Raw genomic sequence first — 15,108 nt, 5'->3', positions numbered from 1 at the left:
GCAAAAATCGGCACTAATCGGTTTTAATTTCAAGATGCACGGCTTTAAGTATCTCTAGCAACTCTTGATACTGGACTTGTAGTGGTCCCAATTCGCCCTCCAACTGCGCAATGCTTTCATTGACATTACCTTTGGATTCATTGATCTTCCTGAGCATGATCAAGCGGCTTTCGATTTGCTTTTTGTGATCTTTGATCTGGTGCATAAGCGGCGACAGTACGCTATTACTCCAGGTAACCGCATCCCGTTGGGCTTGCTGCAGAATATTCCTTGCTTTGGCTATCAACGTACCATAGAGCTTGTTAACCACTATGCTTTGCTCAGTCATCGTGGTTTTAGCGCTATTGCGAAACGCTTCGCCTTCTTCAAAAATCTGCTCCAGCTCAAACTGGTGTTGTTTTATAGAAAACAACTGTGGCTCGATTTCCTTAAAACCGTATTCATCCTGAAATTTCTTATGGATCGCTTTAATCAAGCGCCGGGTTTCTTCGGTCATATCCACCGAGTCTTGCAGCAAATCCCGCAACTCGTCAAACAACCTACGCATATTCTGTTTCATGCCGTAAGTCGTCAGGCTTTTGCTCATGTCCTCCTTGGTACGGCGGATAATGTCGTCGATTTTTTCTTTGGCAAACGAATCGATCAACATCTTGGCCTGCACCGCAAACACTTTACGGCTGGCCTGAAAGTTTTCGATATTAGCCATATAGGCATTTTGCCGGTCGCGGGTTTCGGCCATCAATTTGCCGGTCAATTCCTGGTTCTCGAAATCGACTTGTTTGAATTCGTCGAGCTGCTTTTGGGCGTTAGCGATTTTTGACTCCATCAACTTGACCGACTCGCTGACCAAAAACCCGATTTCTTTATCGACAACACCCTTTAGAATATCGCGGCGCTGATCGAGAATGTCGTCCGACAGATAGCTTTCCAACAGATTGAGACGGCTTTTTTGCAGCAAAGCATCGTCGCCCTTCACCTTAGCCAATAAAGCTTGCTTCGCGGAGACCGGGAAAATAACTTCCTTCTCCAGATTCAGAATCATGGCACAGGTGTCGATTTGCTTTTGGATTGAAGCTTCGTACCCAGTCTCGCCGGCCAAATCGTCCCACATCGAGTCGATTTTATTCATTACCACCGCTAAGCCCTGGCGGCGATTACCTCTGGAGCTACAAACGTGGCTTTTCCACATTTCCAGGTCGCTTTTGGTCACGCCGGTATCGGCCGCCAACACGAAAATAATGGCTTGAGCGCTGGGCAACATGCTCAAGGTTAACTCCGGCTCGGTACCCAAGGCATTTAGGCCCGGCGTATCCAGAATGCACAAACCTTCTTTTAACAAAGGATGCGGAAAGCTGATCATCGCATGTCGCCAACATGGCACTTCCACGGTTTCCGGATTGATAATGCCTTGCTCGGCCGCTTCGCGTTCGTTCCACAAGCCCAGTTTATCGGCCATTTCCCGAGAAACCTTCTTCGTGGCAACCAACTCTCTGAACGCTTCCTGCATTTGCGTAGGCGATTCGCAATTCAACTCGATTTGTGTCCAACGATCCGGATTGCGCTTGTAATCCATCAAAGATATATCTTCCAAGCGGCTCTCAATGTTGAGCAGCCGAATGTAACTGCCGCCTTTTTCATCCCAGAATAGCTCGGTGGGCGACATCGTGGTCCGGCCCGGCGAAGACGGCAACAGGCGCACGCCGGTTTCCGCAAAAAACAGCGAGTTGATCAGTTCGGTTTTACCTCGGGAAAACTCCGCTACAAACGCCAAGGTGACGCGATCATTTTGCAAACCTTGCAATATATTCAGCAAGGTATCTGTGCTTTGCGGGTCACTGAAGCGATAGCGGTTACGCCAGTCCCGATACAATTCGATACCCTGAATCAGTTGTTCGCGCCACTGCGTGTATTCGTGCAACTGTTCTTTAAATTCCAGATTTCTCATGGCTCGCCTTTGTTCCGACTGTACTCAATATAAGGGGCAAATTGTAACGGCTAAGTGTAGACCAATAATCCATAAGCAAAAGCCTCGGGCACGCATGGATACTCAAATTCCGTACTGTTGTCGATAGGCCTGAATAATAGCCAACTTATCCGCCGAACCGCTCTGCTGGGAAATAAACTCGATGATGTCTGCCAAGCAGATTATCGCCAGCACCGGAATGCCGAATTGTGCCGACACTTCCTGCACGGCTGACAATTCGTTCTGACCTTTTTCCTGACGATCCAGCGCGATCAAGACACCTGCGACCGTAGCGCCGGCGGCATTGATGATTTCCACTGATTCACGCACCGACGTACCTGCGGTAATCACATCATCCAGAATCCAGACTTTGCCTTGCAAGGGCGCGCCGACCAATACGCCGCCCTCGCCATGATCCTTGGCTTCTTTGCGGTTAAACGCAAACGGAATGTCGCGTTGCAAGCGGGAATAGGCAATCGAGGTGGTGCTGACCAACGGGATACCTTTATAGGCAGGCCCGTACAATATATCGACCTCGACACCGGCGCTAATCAGTGCCTGCGCATAAAATTGCCCCAATTTATCCAGCTGAGCGCCGCTGTTGAATAGGCCGGTATTAAAGAAATAAGGACTGACACGTCCGGACTTTAAATGAAATTCGCCAAACTTTAATACGCCGCAATCCAAAGCGTACTGGATAAACTGTTTTTGGTAATCGAGCATCGTGGAGTGTTACAAATCTAAAATGAAAGCAATTATACCCGCGCGTATTTAATCGATGAATTTTTCTAGGACCACGTCCAGAAAATCCCAACCCTTTTCGCTACAGCGATAGACCAAGCCATCCCGACACAACAGGCCTTCAGCCACACAGCGCGATAAATTCGGCTCCAAGCTGTCTGCCGCCAATCCGGTAGTCAGTTCAAAATCCTTCAGACTAAAGCCGGCTTTTAGTCGCAACTGGTTCATCAGAAACTCTAACGGCAATTGTGCGACCTCAATCGCTTCGTATTTTGATCGACCGGGTTGCGATAAATACTGTTCCGGGCTTCTCGGCTTAACCGTGCGCATAATCTTATCCGGCAAGGCAAGGCTGATTTTGCCGTGCGCGCCAGCGCCTATCCCCAGATAATCGCCAAATTGCCAGTAATTGCGATTATGCAGGGATTGCTTACCAGGCTTTACATACGCAGACACTTCGTACTGCTGAAAGTCGTTCTCCGCCAATCGTTGCTGACAGCGCTTTTGAGCGGCGAATATCAGGTCGTCTTCCGGCAATTTCGGCGGAAACTTATAAAAATATGTATTGGGTTCCAGCGTCAGTTGGTAAAAGGAAATATGGGTTGGGGCCAAGCTGATTGCTGTTTCCACATCATCTAAGGCCTCGCGCTCGCTCTGATCCGGCAAACCAAACATCAAATCCAGATTGAAATTATCGAACCCGGCCGTAACGGCAATTTCCACCGCGGCCTTGGCTTCGGCGGCGGAATGCACCCGCCCCAATGTCCGCAAATGCCGGTTCTGAAAGCTTTGAATACCTATTGACAGGCGATTAATGCCTAAAGCCCGAAACTCATGAAATTTTGCGCTTTCGAAGGTGCCGGGATTGGCTTCCAAAGTGATTTCGCAATGTTCTGCAACAGGTGCCGACTGTCTGACGCCTGCCAACAAGCGGCCTAAGGCTTCCGGGGAAAACAAGCTGGGTGTGCCGCCCCCCATAAATATACTGTTGATTTTCCGCTGCTCGCCCAGCAATTCCAGATCAGCGCGCAGGTCGGTGAGCAAGGCGTCGATATAAGCCTGTTCGGGAATCGGGTGTTTAACGGCGTGGGAGTTGAAGTCGCAATACGGGCACTTCTGGATGCACCACGGAAAATGGATATAAAGACTCAGCGGTAACAATTCGACAGACCTTACCAAACGCCAACATTGGGCATGGAGGCCCACGGCTCTTGCGGCGGCAATGCCTGGCCTTTTTGTAACAATTCGATAGAAATTTGGTCGGGTGAGCGCAGAAATGCCATATGACCATCACGCGGCGGCCGGTTAATCGTTACTCCTTTCGCCGTTAAGTCTTGGCATACCGCATAAATGTCGTCTACTTCGAAGGCTAAATGTCCAAAATTACGGCCACCGCCGTAGTCCTCGGTATCCCAGTTGTAAGTCAGCTCCAGTAATGGCGCGTCAACCGCAACAGCGGTTTGCCGGTCGCCAGGTGCAGCCAGATACACCAAGGTAAAACGTCCGGTTTCGCTTTCCATGCGCCGCACTTCAATCAAACCTAGCTTATTGCAATAAAAATCCAGCGATTCGGTAAGATCCTTTACCCGAACCATGGTGTGTAAATAACGCATATTGGTCGCCCCAGAAAATAAAAGCGCGATTATGAACGAGTCGATGGCGGAGAATAAAGTTTCCTGATCAATAATTGGACTCAGCTAAACCAAGAAAGTCCGTCATGCCCGCCATCCAGTGCTACGGAGTAGGCAAGCTTCGTTCTAACCATTTGTCCGGGATTGCGATATGAGCTGCCGAGATGACGATTTTAAGTATGAGGGAGAGACACACTTGAAGCAGTTTGCCAAGCAGGTAGTTAGACACGAATGCCCGATTAGCTTGCTACAGCCCAATTAATCCAAGGCTTTGCGATACACCGACGGCATGATGGTTTGCAGCTCGGTTTTCATACCGCTTAAAGATTCTGAGTGACTGATAAAAAAATAGCCGCCGGGCCGCAGGTATTTCACAATTTTGTCCAGCAGGCGTTGCTTGGTTTCCATATCGAAGTAAATCATTACGTTACGTAAAAAAATCACGTCGAAGGTACCAAGGTCCGGCAACGTTCCTATCAAATTGGCATACTCGAACTTAACGTGGCTGCGCAGTTCAGGAGCAACCAGCAAAAAACCGTCATATTGACCTGTCCCTTTCAGGCAATACTTTTTCAGCAAGATTTGAGGGATTTTTTCGGCGGCATTGCTGGGGTACAAACCACGCCGGGCTTTTTCTAGAATCCGTGTGGAAATATCGGTCCCGACAATATCCCATTGCCGGGATCTCAAATATTCCGCCAACAGCATTGCCAGCGTGTAAGCTTCCTCACCGCTGGAACTGGCCGCGCTCCAAACTCGAAACGGCTTGGCTGCCGAGTGTTGCGGCAAAATTTTTTCAACTACAAAATCGAAATGCTTGGATTCACGGAAAAAATAGGTTTCATTGGTGGTTAGCAAATCGATAGCCATTGTCGTTTCATTTTCGAATCCCGGCTTACCGAATTGCCGAAAATACTCGCCATAGCTATCGATGCCATGATGACGCAAACGCTTCTCCAAACGTCCCATTACCATAGCCTGCTTACTATCGTTTAGGACAATGCCGGCGTGCTTGTAAAGATAGTCCCTGATCCAGGCAAACTCTTGCTTATGCAATATCGGCGCGCCGACACGATGGATTGACGACACTCTATACTCCTATTTGTGGGTTAGCCAACATGTCGATAAATTTAAACGCCTCAAGTCTTGGAACGATCAAGCGTTGATTGTATCCGGCAATGCTTGACGGTCTTGGCGAACTTTACTCAAAGCCGCCATTTCATCCACCGAAAGTACCTTGCTGACGTTCAACAAAATAACAAAGCGGCCATTCCGTTTGGCCATCCCGTTAATAAAGTCAGGCCGAATCCCCGCCCCAAAGCTGGGCGGCGGCTCTATATCCTGTTCACCGATTTCAACCACTTCGTTGACGGCGTCCACGATAATCCCCAAATCCTGGGATACGCCGTCTTCAGTTTCGCTGGCGGTTTCGACAATAACGATACCGGTGCGCTTGGCCACAGGCGTCGATCCCTTGCCAAAGCGCGCCAGCAAATCCACCACCGGCACCACGCTACCGCGCAGATTAATCACGCCGCGCACAAACACCGGCATCATGGGGACTTCGGTAAGATTGCCGTAATCGATGATTTCCTTACTACTCAAAATGCCCAGTGCGTAAAGTTCTCCCCCAAGCGTAAAGGTTAAGTATTGACCCGCCAGCGCAGTCTGTTTGCTCTGCGCGGCGGGTAGCTTTTCTTGAGTTGTTGCAAGTCCTGTCATGGCCCGCTCCTAGAAACGTTCGAACTGGTTTAAATCGAAGTCATGATCAATATTCGCACTTGCCTGAGCGACAGGCTTGATTTTGACAGCCTTTTTTGCTGATTTGACTTCGGCTGTGATCGTCGCTTTTCGACCGCCATTGTCGAGTCTAAAAAAGCTCATCAGCGATTGCAGTTGTTCAGCCTGACTGGTCATTTCTTCCGCAGTAGCCGCCAACTGTTCGCTGGCGGATGCATTCTGCTGAGTAATCTGATTCATCTGGTTCATGGCATTGTTGACTTGGCTGACACCGGCGGATTGTTCTTGGGAGGCGGCGGCAATCTCCTGCACCAAGTCGGAGGTTCTGGCAATGCTGGGGACAATTTCATCCAGCAGCTTGCCGGCACTTTCCGCTGTCTCGACGCTGTTTTCGGCCAACTCGCCAATCTCCTGCGCCGCCACCTGGCTGCGCTCGGCCAGCTTGCGCACTTCTGCCGCCACCACCGCAAAACCTTTGCCGTGATCGCCGGCTCGCGCCGCTTCGATGGCGGCGTTCAATGCCAGCATGTTGGTTTGATAGGCGATGTCGTCGATGATGCCGATTTTTTTGGCAATCTCGCGCATGGCGTCAACGGTCTGTTTCACCGCTTCACCGCCTTGGCTGGCTTCGGTAGCGGCTTTGCTGGCCATGCCGTCGGTGACTTTGGCATTGTCGGCATTCTGGTTGATGCTGGCCGCCATTTCCTCGATGCTGGCACTGGTGATCTCGACACTGCCTGCCTGTTCGCTGGCGGCTTGCGACAGCGATTGCGAAGTGGAACTGATCTGTTCGGAGGCATTACCCAGTTGATCCGCGGCGGAAATCACCTCGGCAATGGTTTGGGAGAGTTTGGCGACGGTGTTATTCACGGTGTCTTTAAATTCACCCAACTGGCCTTGGTAGTTACCGGTCACGTTGCGGGTCAGGTCGCCTTGTTCAACCAACGCCAGTACTTCGACCGCTTCATTCAGCGGCAAGATCACCCCATCCAGGGTGTCGTTGACGCCTTCGACGATTTTGCGGAAGTCGCCTTGGTGTTTGCTGGCGTCGGCACGGGTTTGCAGGCGCCCCTCAACCGCAGCGGTGGCCAGCATATTGGCGTCGGCCACCAGCGTATTGACCGCATCGATACAGGTGTTGAGGTTGTTTTTAATGGTGTTGAAATCACCGTTGTAGGTGTCGGTGATTTTGGCCGGAATGTGGCCTTTGGAAATGTTATCGACATAGTCAGCCGCCACATTCAACGGGCCGATCACCGCATTCAGGGTCAGGTTCACGCCCTCGACAATCTTGCGGAAATCACCTTGGTGCTTAGTGGCATCCGCGCGGGTGGCCAAACGCCCTTCGACGGCAGCGGTCGATAACATATTGGCATCGGCCACCAAGGCGTTCACCGCATCAATACAGGTGTTCAGATTGTTTTTGATGACATTGAAATCGCCGTTGTAGGTGTCGGTGATTTTGGCGGGGATCGCGCCTTTAGCGATGTTGTCCACGTACTCGGCCGCCACGTTCAAAGGCCCGATCACCGCATCCAGGGTGTTATTGACGCCTTGGACGATTTTCCGGTAGTCACCTTGGTATTGGCTGGCGTCGGCGCGGGTGGCTAAGCGGCCTTCGATAGCGGCTTTTTCCAAGGCCACCGCTTCGGCCACCATGCTGGAAATCGCGTCGATACAGTTGTTCAGGTTGTTTTTGATGGTGTTGAAGTCGCCGTTGTAGTGGTCGGTGATTTTCGCCGGAATCGCCCCGCGCGAGATGTTGTCCACGTACTCGGCGGCCACGTTCAAGGGCCCGATTACCGCATCCAGCGTGCTGTTGACCCCTTCGACGATTTTGCGGAAATCGCCTTGGTGCTTAGTGGCATCCGCGCGGGTGGCCAAACGCCCTTCGACGGCAGCAGTCGATAACATATTGGCATCGGCCACCAAGGCGTTCACCGCATCGATGCAGGTGTTCAAGTTGTTTTTGATGACATTGAAATCACCGTTGTAGGTGTCGGTGATTTTGGCGGGGATCGCGCCTTTAGAGATGTTGTCCACGTAGTCGGCCGCGACATTCAAAGGTCCAATCACGGCGTCCAGGGTGTTGTTGACGCCTTCGACAATTTTGCGGTAATCGCCTTGGTATTGGCTGGCGTCGGCGCGGGTGGCTAAGCGGCCTTCGATGGCGGCTTTTTCCAGCGCAGCGGCTTCGGCGACCATGCTGGAAATCGCATCGATACAGTTGTTCAGATTGTTCTTGATGGTGTTGAAATCACCGTTGTAGGTGTCGGTGATTTTCGCCGGAATCGCCCCGCGCGAGATGTTGTCGACGTACTCGGCAGCGACGTTCAAAGGTCCAATCACCGCATCCAGGGTGTTGTTGACGCCTTCGACAATCTTGCGGTAATCGCCTTGGTATTGGCTGGCGTCGGCGCGGGTGGCTAAGCGGCCTTCGATGGCGGCTTTTTCCAGCGCAGCGGCTTCGGCCACCATGTTGGAAATCGCATCGATACAGTTGTTCAGATTGTTTTTGATGGTGTTGAAATCACCGTTGTAGGTGTCGGTGATTTTCGCGGGGATCGCGCCTTTAGAGATGTTGTCCACGTACTCGGCCGCGACGTTCAAAGGTCCGATCACCGCATCCAGGGTGTTGTTGACGCCTTCGACAATCTTGCGGAAGTCGCCTTGGTGTTTTGTGGCATCCGCGCGGGTCGCTAATCGACCTTGGACGGCGGCGGTTGATAGCATGTCGGCATCCGCTACTAGGGCGTTCACCGCGTCGATGCAGGTATTAAGGTTGTTTTTAATAACGTTGAAGTCACCGTTGTAGTGGTCGGTGATTTTGGCCGGAATAGCTCCTTTAGCGATATTGTCCACATAGTCGGCGGCGACATTCAAGGGGCCGATGACTGCATCAAGGGTCTGATTGACACCATTCACAATTACCCTGAAGTCGCCTTGGTGTTTGCTAACATCCGCGCGGGTAGACAATCGGCCTTCTACAGCGGCAGTAGTTAGCATGCCTGCGTCGTCGATCAGCGCCTTGATGGCAGATACCATCTGGCTCATTCCGGACATGACACTGGTATTGTCACCCGGTTTAAGGTCGATTCGAGTACTTAGATCGCCTGTCGAGATTTTATAAGCCAAATCCGCAACAAAATCCGGTTCGCCACCCAATTGCCGTGTCAGGGTTCGGGCAATGAAAAAACCCAAGGTGCCGATAGCCAGTATCGTTAGCGCTGTAATAATGACGGAAATGGTAATGGCACTGGACTGAATCGAAACTGCTTCGTTCGATGAGTTTTTACCCAGACGCTGGTTATATTCGCTATGATTTTTGAACGCATCCAACAGCTTATCAACCACAGGCTGATTGCCCATCATCACAGTTCGGGCTTCGGCATTTTTATTCTGCCTGGATAAATCACGAATTTTGAGCCGTAATTTGTCGTATTCCGCCAAACTAGCTTTATCGTCCTGTAACAGTTTTTTGTCCTCATCATCGGCCAAAAGCTTTTCATAGTTGCTCAAAAGCTTATCGATATTCGCGCGTTTTTCGTCGATTTCTTGCTCGACGCCGGCCATGGCCGTATCGTCGGTTTCCGTTAAATGCTGCCAGACGTGCGCGCGGACTCCGGATATCTCCCCAACAATATCGTTAAGCAACAACACACTAGGCAAGGTATTGATAGTATTGAAGTTGGTGGCGGTATACACTTTGTCGATCTGCACATAATTGAAGCCGGCCAAACCAGCCAAGCCCAACACAGCGGAACCGATTAATAACAACAAACGTTGTGTGACTGTCATTTTTTTAACCCTCATGCAATTTAAAATTTTGATTCGCTCACGCGCTCCGTAAGTACCGCATCCTCTAAAAGCGCGGACTTCAAGTCGCCACGCTGCCAACTTCCCTTTTAGTCGCCAGTAGATTATTAACCAGGCCTTTAAACTCCCTGATTCCGTGATTCCCGCGTAAGCTGAAGTCCAGCGTGAAAACTGGGTTTGCGCTTACACGGGAGCGACGATATTTGAGGGCAGGGTTAATAAAAGTTGATACCAGCTTTTTCTAGCTCATAAAAAACCAGCTTGAGATGGCTCCGATTTTATAAATGTGCTTGTTTTTTTAATGTCACAATGGCAACACTGACTTGGCTGGAGGCCAATGCAAACGCGCTGCCCGCATCTAACAAGGACTCGGCGGTTTCATATTGGCCACTATTAATCACCTCGGCCACTTTTCCGGCTTCGCGATGAAACTGCGCATGTTTATGCAGACAGTCCTGAAAACCGGACAAATGTTTGTATTGCTTTTGACCGCCACCGTGCAACCATTTACCCAGCTTGCAGCAATCGTCCCGACCAATGGTGACGGCATCCATGTGCTCGTGTTGGCTGATACCCCGGCGCAGTTTCACCTTCCACTCGCTGTGCGCTTGAATGGCTGCATCCAAGTCGATGGCGTCATCCTCTGTGGTTTTCGCACTTGCCTGTTTCGCACTTTCTGACCGACGCGATGTTGCCTGGGTTGCAGAGCGGCTAGCAGCATGTCCGGAAGAGGTGATTTTGAAAAAGCTCATCAAACTTTGTAGTTGTTCCGTTTGCCCCATCATTTCTTCCGCAGTAGCCGCCAACTGTTCGCTGGCGGATGCATTCTGCTGAGTAATCTGGTTCATCTGGTTCATGGCATTGTTGACTTGGCTGACACCGGCGGATTGTTCTTGGGAGGCGGCGGCAATCTCCTGCACCAAGTCGGAGGTTCTGGCAATGCTGGGGACAATTTCATCCAGCAGCTTGCCGGCACTTTCCGCTGTCTCGACGCTGTTTTCGGCCAACTCGCCAATCTCCTGCGCCGCCACCTGGCTGCGCTCGGCCAGCTTGCGCACTTCTGCCGCCACCACCGCAAAACCTTTGCCGTGATCGCCGGCTCGCGCCGCTTCGATGGCGGCGTTCAATGCCAGCATGTTGGTTTGATAGGCGATGTCGTCGATGATGCCGATTTTTTTGGCAATCTCGCGCATGGCGTCAACGGTCTGTTTCACCGCTTCACCGCCTTGGCTGGCTTCGGTAGCGGCTTTGCTGGCCATGCCGTCGGTGACTTTGGCATTGTCGGCATTCTGGTTGATGCTGGCCGCCATTTCCTCGATGCTGGCACTGGTGATCTCGACACTGCCTGCCTGTTCGCTGGCGGCTTGCGACAGCGATTGCGAAGTGGAACTGATCTGTTCGGAGGCATTACCCAGTTGATCCGCGGCGGAAATCACCTCGGCAATGGTTTGGGAGAGTTTGGCGACGGTGTTATTCACGGTGTCTTTAAATTCACCCAACTGGCCTTGGTAGTTACCGGTCACGTTGCGGGTCAGGTCGCCTTGTTCAACCAACGCCAGTACTTCGACCGCTTCATTCAGCGGCAAGATCACCCCATCCAGGGTGTCGTTGACGCCTTCGACGATTTTGCGGAAGTCGCCTTGGTGTTTGCTGGCGTCGGCACGGGTTTGCAGGCGCCCCTCAACCGCAGCGGTGGCCAGCATATTGGCGTCGGCCACCAGCGTATTGACCGCATCGATACAGGTGTTGAGGTTGTTTTTAATGGTGTTGAAATCACCGTTGTAGGTGTCGGTGATTTTGGCCGGAATGTGGCCTTTGGAAATGTTATCGACATAGTCAGCCGCCACATTCAACGGGCCGATCACCGCATTCAGGGTCAGGTTCACGCCCTCGACAATCTTGCGGAAATCACCTTGGTGCTTAGTGGCATCCGCGCGGGTGGCCAAACGCCCTTCGACGGCAGCGGTCGATAACATATTGGCATCGGCCACCAAGGCGTTCACCGCATCAATACAGGTGTTCAGATTGTTTTTGATGACATTGAAATCGCCGTTGTAGGTGTCGGTGATTTTGGCGGGGATCGCGCCTTTAGCGATGTTGTCCACGTACTCGGCCGCCACGTTCAAAGGCCCGATCACCGCATCCAGGGTGTTATTGACGCCTTGGACGATTTTCCGGTAGTCACCTTGGTATTGGCTGGCGTCGGCGCGGGTGGCTAAGCGGCCTTCGATAGCGGCTTTTTCCAAGGCCACCGCTTCGGCCACCATGCTGGAAATCGCGTCGATACAGTTGTTCAGGTTGTTTTTGATGGTGTTGAAGTCGCCGTTGTAGTGGTCGGTGATTTTCGCCGGAATCGCCCCGCGCGAGATGTTGTCCACGTACTCGGCGGCCACGTTCAAGGGCCCGATTACCGCATCCAGCGTGCTGTTGACCCCTTCGACGATTTTGCGGAAATCGCCTTGGTGCTTAGTGGCATCCGCGCGGGTGGCCAAACGCCCTTCGACGGCAGCAGTCGATAACATATTGGCATCGGCCACCAAGGCGTTCACCGCATCGATGCAGGTGTTCAAGTTGTTTTTGATGACATTGAAATCACCGTTGTAGGTGTCGGTGATTTTGGCGGGGATCGCGCCTTTAGAGATGTTGTCCACGTAGTCGGCCGCGACATTCAAAGGTCCAATCACGGCGTCCAGGGTGTTGTTGACGCCTTCGACAATTTTGCGGTAATCGCCTTGGTATTGGCTGGCGTCGGCGCGGGTGGCTAAGCGGCCTTCGATGGCGGCTTTTTCCAGCGCAGCGGCTTCGGCGACCATGCTGGAAATCGCATCGATACAGTTGTTCAGATTGTTCTTGATGGTGTTGAAATCACCGTTGTAGGTGTCGGTGATTTTCGCCGGAATCGCCCCGCGCGAGATGTTGTCGACGTACTCGGCAGCGACGTTCAAAGGTCCAATCACCGCATCCAGGGTGTTGTTGACGCCTTCGACAATCTTGCGGTAATCGCCTTGGTATTGGCTGGCGTCGGCGCGGGTGGCTAAGCGGCCTTCGATGGCGGCTTTTTCCAGCGCAGCGGCTTCGGCCACCATGTTGGAAATCGCATCGATACAGTTGTTCAGATTGTTTTTGATGGTGTTGAAATCACCGTTGTAGGTGTCGGTGATTTTGGCGGGGATCGCGCCTTTAGAGATGTTGTCCACGTACTCGGCCGCGACATTCAAAGGTCCGATCACCGCATCCAGGGTGTTGTTGACGCCTTCAACAATCTTGCGGAAGTCGCCTTGGTATTGGCTGGCGTCGGCGCGGGTGGCTAAGCGGCCTTCGATGGCGGCTTTTTCCAAGGCAGCGGCTTCGGCCACCATGCTGCTGATCGCGTCGATACAGTTGTTCAGGTTGTTTTTGATGGTGTTGAAATCGCCGTTGTAGGTGTCGGTGATTTTTGCGGGGATGGCGCCTTTAGAGATGTTATCGACGTACTCGGCGGCGACGTTCAAAGGGCCGATCACGGCTTCCAGCGTGTCGTTAACACCTACGACGATTTTCCGATAATCACCCTGGTGTTTAGTCGCATCTGCACGGGTGGACAGCTGTCCTTCTACGGCTGAGTGGGACAGCATGACGGCATCGGCAATCAAGGATTGCACGGAGAATACTGCGGCTTTGACACCCTCATTCAGTTGATTGAATTCTAAGCCGTAGTTATGGCTATCGTTTTGCGGCATTTGGCCGCGCCCGAACAAGGTCATGGCATGAATCATGGCATTGACAGGGCGGAGCACCCCCATGACGATGTACCAACTCATCGCCAGGAAACCCAACAAGAATAAGGACACGACTATCATCGTAGTGTTGATAGTGCCGCCTAATCGCGCCAAACGGGCATCCAAACCGGCATATAGCAACTTGCTAAATCCGCCTGCTAACGAGAAGTTTTGTTGGATAGCCTGCGTCAAGCTGTTGAAATAATCGCTGCCGGCAAGCTCAAGTTGTCCGCGTTGCAAAATTTCCGTTTCAGTCACGCTCAGCGCTTGCTTGGCTAAGGCGGTGGCTTTTTGCAAATCCGTGCGGAGTGCGGGGTTCATGCTGCCGATTTTGGGAATATTCTCGTCGATCATCGCCAGGGTTTCTTCAGCATTCGCGATTAATGCTCGCAGGTAAGCGGCTTCTGCAACAGTCACGGTTTTTCGCTGCAAAATCGGAGATCCCACGCCTCTGAGCATACCCAATTGTTCGGACAGCTCAGGAAATAAACTGATTGCCAACACTTGGGCGTAATAGGTATCGGCTTCCGGATCCAATCCTAGTCCCGATGCATCAGCCACTTTGCGGTTAAAAGCGTGCAATTGACTAACGAATTCGCCATGCTTTGCAAGATTGGTTTGTGCATCAAATTTGCTAGCCGAAGCCGCTAGCTCTTGCCATTTTTCCCTAAGCGCTTGCCAGGCCAAAGTCAGCTTTAATTCTGCCAACCGTCCGTCCAATGCGGAGATACCGGCGATTTGCTGATTGACTTCGTTGCGTTTCGCCTCCCGGCGGCTCGCTTCCTGTGTGTTGCCGGCGATTACCATCGCGTTCAAGCCACGGTGCTCTACCACCAGTTGCATCAGTTTGATGGTTTCCGTAGCGTAATCGACACCTTGTTTTTCCTTTAATGCGAAATCCTTGTCTGCGATATTGTCATTTATCAAAAAGTAGGTTGGCACTGCGAACATAGCAATAGCCAGAACCACTAAGGCAACAAACTTTTGCCAGAGCTTAATTTTGCTAAATACGCTAGAAATCTTTCCCTCTTTAAAGGGGTTTTTAACGCGACCGGCTTTGATATCGGCATATAGCGCGGCAGCCGCATCAACTTCGCTGCGTGCTGGCTTGAAGCGGATAGACCGGTAACCAATCATCTGGCCTTCGTTGTAAATTGGCGCGACATTGGCTTCCACCCAATAAAAGTCGCCATTTTTGGAACGGTTTTTTACCAATCCGCGCCAAGTACAGCCGGACTCTATGGTTCGCCACATCCATTCATAGGCCTCTTCCGGCATATCCGGATGCCGTACAATGTTGTGCGGCTGCCCCAGCAGTTCCGATTCCGTGAAGCCACTCAGTTTGATGAAAGCCGGGCTGACGCTGGTGATATAGCCGTTCAAATCGGTGGTAGAGGTGAGAATGTCTTCTTCGGAAAAATGTAATTCGACGTCAGTAACGGGTTGATTATTTCTCATG

8 protein-coding genes are annotated in these 15,108 nt (G+C 51.7%); all 8 read right to left on the bottom strand.

The genetic code is table 11. From position 1 onward, the window contains the following. Nucleotides 1–13: 13 nt before the first annotated feature. Nucleotides 14–1,945: a dynamin family protein gene (locus tag DDY07_RS17565; protein ID WP_101054061.1), complete on the bottom strand. Its 1,932-nt coding sequence runs from the start codon at nucleotides 1,943–1,945 to the stop codon at nucleotides 14–16. 102 nt (nucleotides 1,946–2,047) lie between these two features. After that, nucleotides 2,048–2,686 carry an orotate phosphoribosyltransferase gene (pyrE, locus tag DDY07_RS17560; protein WP_171696821.1) on the bottom strand — a complete coding sequence of 213 codons (639 nt, stop codon included), beginning with the start codon at nucleotides 2,684–2,686 and terminating at the stop codon, nucleotides 2,048–2,050. A 48-nt stretch (nucleotides 2,687–2,734) separates the two neighbouring features. Beyond that, nucleotides 2,735–3,910 (bottom strand): radical SAM family heme chaperone HemW, encoded by a 1,176-nt coding sequence (gene hemW, locus DDY07_RS17555; protein WP_367650889.1) that lies wholly within the window; start codon nucleotides 3,908–3,910, stop codon nucleotides 2,735–2,737. Beyond that, nucleotides 3,877–4,317 carry a VOC family protein gene (locus tag DDY07_RS17550; RefSeq protein ID WP_171696820.1) on the bottom strand — a complete coding sequence of 147 codons (441 nt, stop codon included), beginning with the start codon at nucleotides 4,315–4,317 and terminating at the stop codon, nucleotides 3,877–3,879. The genes hemW and DDY07_RS17550 overlap by 34 nt, the downstream gene beginning before the upstream one ends. A gap of 276 nt (nucleotides 4,318–4,593) precedes the next feature. After that, nucleotides 4,594–5,424 carry a protein-glutamate O-methyltransferase CheR gene (locus DDY07_RS17545; protein WP_084153383.1) on the bottom strand — a complete coding sequence of 277 codons (831 nt, stop codon included), beginning with the start codon at nucleotides 5,422–5,424 and terminating at the stop codon, nucleotides 4,594–4,596. A 66-nt stretch (nucleotides 5,425–5,490) separates the two neighbouring features. Continuing rightward, a complete protein-coding gene (locus tag DDY07_RS17540; RefSeq protein ID WP_033158168.1) occupies nucleotides 5,491–6,057 on the bottom strand; it encodes a chemotaxis protein CheW in 567 nt (188 codons plus the stop codon). A 9-nt stretch (nucleotides 6,058–6,066) separates the two neighbouring features. Next, nucleotides 6,067–9,873: a methyl-accepting chemotaxis protein gene (locus DDY07_RS17535; protein WP_171696819.1), complete on the bottom strand. Its 3,807-nt coding sequence runs from the start codon at nucleotides 9,871–9,873 to the stop codon at nucleotides 6,067–6,069. Nucleotides 9,874–10,169: 296 nt separating this feature from the next. Further along, nucleotides 10,170–15,107 (bottom strand): methyl-accepting chemotaxis protein, encoded by a 4,938-nt coding sequence (locus DDY07_RS24185; RefSeq protein ID WP_171696818.1) that lies wholly within the window; start codon nucleotides 15,105–15,107, stop codon nucleotides 10,170–10,172. Between the last annotated feature and the right edge of the window lies 1 nt (nucleotide 15,108).

Source organism: Methylomonas sp. ZR1 (assembly GCF_013141865.1).
Taxonomy (GTDB): domain Bacteria; phylum Pseudomonadota; class Gammaproteobacteria; order Methylococcales; family Methylomonadaceae; genus Methylomonas.
Note: the sequence above shows the minus strand (reverse complement) of the source record. Positions and strands in the feature narration are given on the sequence as shown.